At 57.6% G+C, this 5,033-nt stretch carries 5 protein-coding genes; 3 read left to right on the top strand and 2 right to left on the bottom strand.

The genetic code is table 11. The features are described from left to right. The 3 genes from IH971_10910 to IH971_10900 all read left to right on the top strand — a co-directional run. Nucleotides 1–294: SRPBCC domain-containing protein (locus tag IH971_10910; protein ID MCH7498342.1), on the top strand; the 294-nt coding region annotated here is incomplete at its 5' end. A gap of 72 nt (nucleotides 295–366) precedes the next feature. Continuing rightward, nucleotides 367–1,377, top strand: a complete 1,011-nt coding sequence (locus tag IH971_10905; GenBank protein ID MCH7498341.1) for an esterase — start codon at nucleotides 367–369, stop codon at nucleotides 1,375–1,377. 219 nt (nucleotides 1,378–1,596) lie between these two features. Next, the gene (locus IH971_10900) at nucleotides 1,597–2,730 is read left to right on the top strand and encodes a beta-lactamase family protein (GenBank protein ID MCH7498340.1); all 1,134 of its coding nucleotides are present in this window, start codon (nucleotides 1,597–1,599) and stop codon (nucleotides 2,728–2,730) included. 188 nt (nucleotides 2,731–2,918) lie between these two features. On the opposite strand, the gene IH971_10895 is transcribed toward IH971_10900, so the two are convergent. Continuing rightward, a complete protein-coding gene (locus IH971_10895) occupies nucleotides 2,919–3,530 on the bottom strand; it encodes a twin-arginine translocation pathway signal protein (GenBank protein MCH7498339.1) in 612 nt (203 codons plus the stop codon). A 158-nt stretch (nucleotides 3,531–3,688) separates the two neighbouring features. Beyond that, a complete protein-coding gene (locus IH971_10890) occupies nucleotides 3,689–4,351 on the bottom strand; it encodes a hypothetical protein (protein MCH7498338.1) in 663 nt (220 codons plus the stop codon). Nucleotides 4,352–5,033 lie beyond the last annotated feature (682 nt).

Raw genomic sequence — 5,033 nt, 5'->3', positions numbered from 1 at the left:
GTCCGTGAGGGGGCCTACACGAAGGTAGTGGATAACGAGCGGATCAGCTATCCGTGGAATATCCCCGGCTTTCCCCCGGTGACTATGGTAGAGGTGAACTTTTCCTCCGAGGACGACAGCACTGCCGTCAATCTGACGCACTCCGGCTGGCCCACCGGCGCGGAGACGGACGAGATCTTCACCATGCACGATCAAGGTTGGGCAGGCTTTCTGAGCAACCTGAAAATAGTCATGGAAGGCGGCGACGATATCCGCCCCACCGCTATGGATATGAAAACGGCCGCGGCGCGCTGACCGGCTCCCGTCCGAGGGTTTGCCCGGCCTGATTTCTGTTGCGGGTGAGGCCGCCCCTGCGCAGCTTCAGCCATGCACAACGCACAGCTACGCGGGACCATCCAATGGCTGGAGCACACCAGCGCCGCCTTAAAAGGCAACCCTCTGGGCGATCCCCATGTGCGCCGGTTTCCTGTCTACCTGCCGCCCGGCTACGAGGGCAGCGGCGCCCACTATCCCGTCATTTATGCCCTGGCGGGATTCACCGGCACCGGCCCAAATATGGTCAACTTTTCGGTGTGGGATGAGAACCTGCCCGAGCAGATGGATAGCCTCATCGACAGCGGCGAGGCGCCGGCCGTCATTGTGGTCATGCCCGACTGCTTCACCCGGCTGGGGGGCAGCCAGTATGTCAACTCCAGCGCCACCGGACCTTACCGTGACTACCTCACCGGCGAGATCATCCCTTTCATCGACGCGACTCTGCGCACCGTCTCCCGTGCGGACCAGCGCGGCGTGCTGGGCAAGTCGTCGGGCGGTTACGGCGCCCTGACTCTGGCCATGACGGTGCCGGGAACCTTCGCCGCCGCCGCCAGCCACAGTGGAGACCTCTATTTCGAGTACGCCTACCTGCGCGACTTTCCCGCTGCCGTCAACGCCCTCAATGATGCCGGCGGACTCGACAATTTTCTGCAACGGTTTGATGCGGCCAACAACAAAGGCCCCCTCATTCCGGCGCTGAACCTCATCGCCATGGCGGCCTGCTACTCGCCCGACGGCGCAGAGATCGAGCTGCCGTTTGAGCTCCCTTCCGGCCGGCTGCGGGAGGAGGTGTGGCAGCGCTGGATCGCCAGCGATCCCATCCGCATGCTGGAGAGCGATGACCACGTGGCCGCTCTAAAGAGCCTCCAACTCCTGTGGCTCGACGCCGGCAGCCGCGATGAGTACGCCCTGCACCTGGGGGCGCGGATTTTCGTGGAGCGGCTGAAAGCGCTGGGCATCGGTCACCACTACGAGGAGCACGACGGCGGCCACCGGGGCACCGGCTATCGCTACCGGGAAAGTTTGCGGGCGGTGTCCAGAGCGATAGCCGAGGGTGCCTAGTTGCAGGTTCCGGTACCCAAGTTTGAAAACCTAAGTGCTTTCGGCCTAAACCGCACTCGCCCCTGGGGGCGATGAGGTCTCTCGATTGAACGTTCGCCTTAATAAGCCGTTAGGTCGAGGAACACTTCAGCCAACCTTCTCCTGGCCATTTACGTCTTATATCTTGAACCTTGAAGCCGCATTATAATCCGTCAACAGAGGGCCGCCCAGAGGACATCTATGAATAGATTACTACATCGCGCCAGCTTGGTGATACTGCTGGCAACCGTTAATTATTCATGTGAACGTGCGAATCTCAGTGAATCGCCCCCTTACACGGCGAGTCAGAAGCTTTCCATCGTCGATGAACTCTTGGCAGAATACCATGAGTATGGTATGTTCCAAGGCTCGGTATTGATCGCTGCCAAAAGCGAGATCATCTATCAGGCGGGCTTGGGGCTGGCGAATCTGGAATGGGGTATAGAAAATACACCAAAAACAAAATTCAGGATTGCGTCTCTTGGCAAGGCCTTTACCGCAGCCCTTATTCTACAATTGGTTGATGAAGGTCGGATAGACCTGCACGCACCCATTTCGAAGTATCTGCCTGACTTCGATAATCCAGTTGGCGACCAGGTAACCGTTCACCATCTGCTCAGCCACTCTTCCGGGATACCCGGGGTTCCGCAAAGGTGGGAAGATGATAACTACCGGGAGCCATATACGATGGATCAGCTGGTCGAATTCGCTAACGGTTCAAATCTTGAATTTGAACCTGGCGCCGAATACCGCTACAGTAATAACGGGTATAATTTGCTGGGGGCCATCGTTGAAAATATCGCCGGCAAAGCGTTTGGCGCCGTGTTGAGGGAGCGAATACTTGACAGGCTCGGCATGCGGGATACCGGGTTAATACTCGACCATACGCGGATTCTGTCTCAAATGGCATCGGGCTACAATCGACTGCCCGGCAATCATTTTGAAAATGCTCCCTACCAGGATGAGGCATTTGCCGTTGGCGCCGGCGGCATGTATTCGACGGTCCTCGATCTGTTCAAATGGAATGAGGGCCTGACGGGCAGTGAGCTGTTATCGGACAAAAGCAAAATGCTCATGTTTACGCCCGGGTTGGGAAGAGCGGGCTACGGCTGGGCCGTCGGCGTCTATGTCAGAAGCGACCAGAGCAGACACGATTTAATCTATGGCCTGGGCGGTACCAGCGGTTTTGCCTCTACAATCTTCAGGCTTCCGGATGATAGAATCTATATCATTATCCTGAGCAATACCCGCCAGACGGAACCGAGTGTCATCGCCTCCAACATTACCAACGTGCTGGTCGATATCCCCCCCAACCCAATATCTCCGCCTGAATAACAGACCCCCTATATAGGCCATAAGCGGGTGTAAGATTATGGCCGACCCAATGCTGCGGTGGCGCATTAAGTGGGAGAGCCTCGGCCCTGCCCGATGCGGCACGGGGAGGCCTAGCCTACGGCGTGCCCCGGCAGAAAGCCCGGTGAGCACTCGACCCCCGGACCGGCTGGCCGTAGGCTCCGCCTTCACTATGACGCCAGGACCAGGTAGATATCGAAGTTGACTTCCAACTCTCCGTTATCCAATTCGGTGACCGGGAGGATGCGGGCCTCGGCTTCCGGACTGGACGCCCATGGGTCGCTGGCAATGTCCGTATCATTCTCGAAGTAAACTTGTGAAACCAGGGACTGATGGCCCTCAGCCGTCACCCGGAAATGGATATGGCTGGGCCGGAACTGGCCGCCATTGAGGTATTTCCCCGGCAGGTTGGTGCTGAAAGCGTAGGTCCCATTTTCGCCCGAGCTCAGGCTCGCCCGGTAGCGGAAGTCGGCGCTCCCGCTGTCGTAAGCCCCGGTGCCGTCGGCCTGCCAGACCTCAACCAGTGCCCCGGACAGGGGCGTGACGCAGTCATCGGAGTAGACGATCCCGTCCACATTGAGGGGCGCCCCCAGGTCGCCTGCCACCCGCATATCGGTGCGGAACGGAGCGCCGGCACGGTAGAACGGTCCCAGAATATCGGCGGAGGTTTGGCACTCGCTGGTATGGCCCGACACGACCGGATGGCGGCACCCCAGCAGCGCCACCGAAACGGCGAAAACGGACCCTTGCCTGATGAATGCGGACCGGGTGATGGTGTTCATGCAGCAGCCTGTTGTGATTGAATGACGTGTGGTCTGTGGGTAAAGTTAATGCCTCGACGCTTAAGGTGGTTCCCCGGGGGGCAGCCTTTGCTGCCGGCAGTGCCCTAACTCACCCCCAATGCCGTTATGGGGCGGGCGCTAACTCCCTGATCAGCGGCTTAAGGTTCAATATTGTCATCGGACTGCGGTGGGTTAGACGTCACCGAAATTCGAGCGGGCTTGAATGACCCCACCATCAGGATCCACTGAACGATTGTCATGAGGACTGCAACCGAAGTGACCCAGTTGTAATTGTTTCCCATTCTGAACACTACTAGCGCCACCAGGAGCAATACGACCGCAGCTCCGAATCTGCTTGGTTCTGTGGGAGCCCAGCCATCTGCTTGTTGTGGCCATGGCTCGCGATAGTCGAGGAAGACCCAAACAGCGGCAAGAACGGTGAACAGTATGACTGGCAAGGCTACTAGGAGGAGTGACACTTCAAACCTGAGCGCTTGACCCTGCAGAGTCGCGGCCTCTCCCATTGAAATGATTCCTGCCACCATGAAGCTCGTGAGGGTGACGTGCCAACCAAGCAGCATCGTGTAGTACACTTTCCTAGGCAAACGCTGACCATAGCACAGCATCACGAAGGCGTAGGCTGCCAGGACGACCCACACGCCGAAAGGCCCCTCCACTCCGACCCCCCTAAGGCCGAAGATGCCCCACTCATATCCCTCTGGTCTGCCGACGATCCGGACGATAGGGAGCCAGACAAAGACGGTGGTGAAGACGGTCCAGGAATAGACAACTTCGAAAAGACGTTCTGATCTGGCTTTCATTCAATCGTTCTCCTGATTGGGGCGGTGAGACTCCCTGAGAAAACAGTCACCTGCATTGCAGTTGGTAGCGCTCCCTGGATTCGCCGGCTTATAACTGTCTCCGGTTAGTGGTCTGTGGGTAAAGTTAATGCCCCGGCGCTGCGGGTGGTTACCGGGGGGGTTGGCACGATGCCGTGGGCGGAGCAGTGGCAGTGGCCGCAGAAAGACACTCACCCCCACACTGGCGTGTTGCCCCCTCCTCTCCAGAGAGAGGGGGCCGGGGGGTGAGTGGTCACCCTGAGGCTGTCGAAGGGTCACAAACGGCTTGGCTGGGGGCAGCGGGAGGTTTACATTCCGCAATTATTTCACCTCGTAAAATGATACGTGACGCCCTGTGAATCACACAATTACCGAGCAAGACCGCATTAGGGATGACGTGCGATTTGAAGATATTGTCACTTTAGAAAATCTACGAAATGCCTGGCGAAAAATCCGTAAAGAAGCAAGAGTTACTCGAGTCCGCGACTCAATTGATTGGCTTGATTGGGCCGAGAGTATAGATCGAACACTACCGCAAATTCAAGAATTGCTCCTAAGCGGAGAGTATCAGCCTACAGACCCAACAAGGTACGAATTGGCAAAATCGCATGGCTCCTATCGGATTATGACAATTCCCAATATTAGAGATCTCGTAGTATATCGG

Source organism: Candidatus Neomarinimicrobiota bacterium, assembly GCA_022560655.1.
In the GTDB taxonomy this organism is placed as follows: Bacteria; Fidelibacterota; Marinisomatia; order SCGC-AAA003-L08; family TS1B11; genus JADFSS01.
This window is presented reverse-complemented; position numbering and strand designations above follow the sequence as displayed.

Excerpts from the sequence above, each read along its gene's own strand:
- IH971_10905 (MCH7498341.1), top strand. The coding sequence starts at position 367 with ATGCACAACGCACAGCTACGCGGGACCATCCAATGGCTGGAGCACACC.
- IH971_10900 (MCH7498340.1), top strand. The coding sequence starts at position 1,597 with ATGAATAGATTACTACATCGCGCCAGCTTGGTGATACTGCTGGCAACC.
- IH971_10895 (MCH7498339.1), bottom strand. The coding sequence starts at position 3,530 with ATGAACACCATCACCCGGTCCGCATTCATCAGGCAAGGGTCCGTTTTC.
- IH971_10890 (MCH7498338.1), bottom strand. The coding sequence starts at position 4,351 with ATGAAAGCCAGATCAGAACGTCTTTTCGAAGTTGTCTATTCCTGGACC.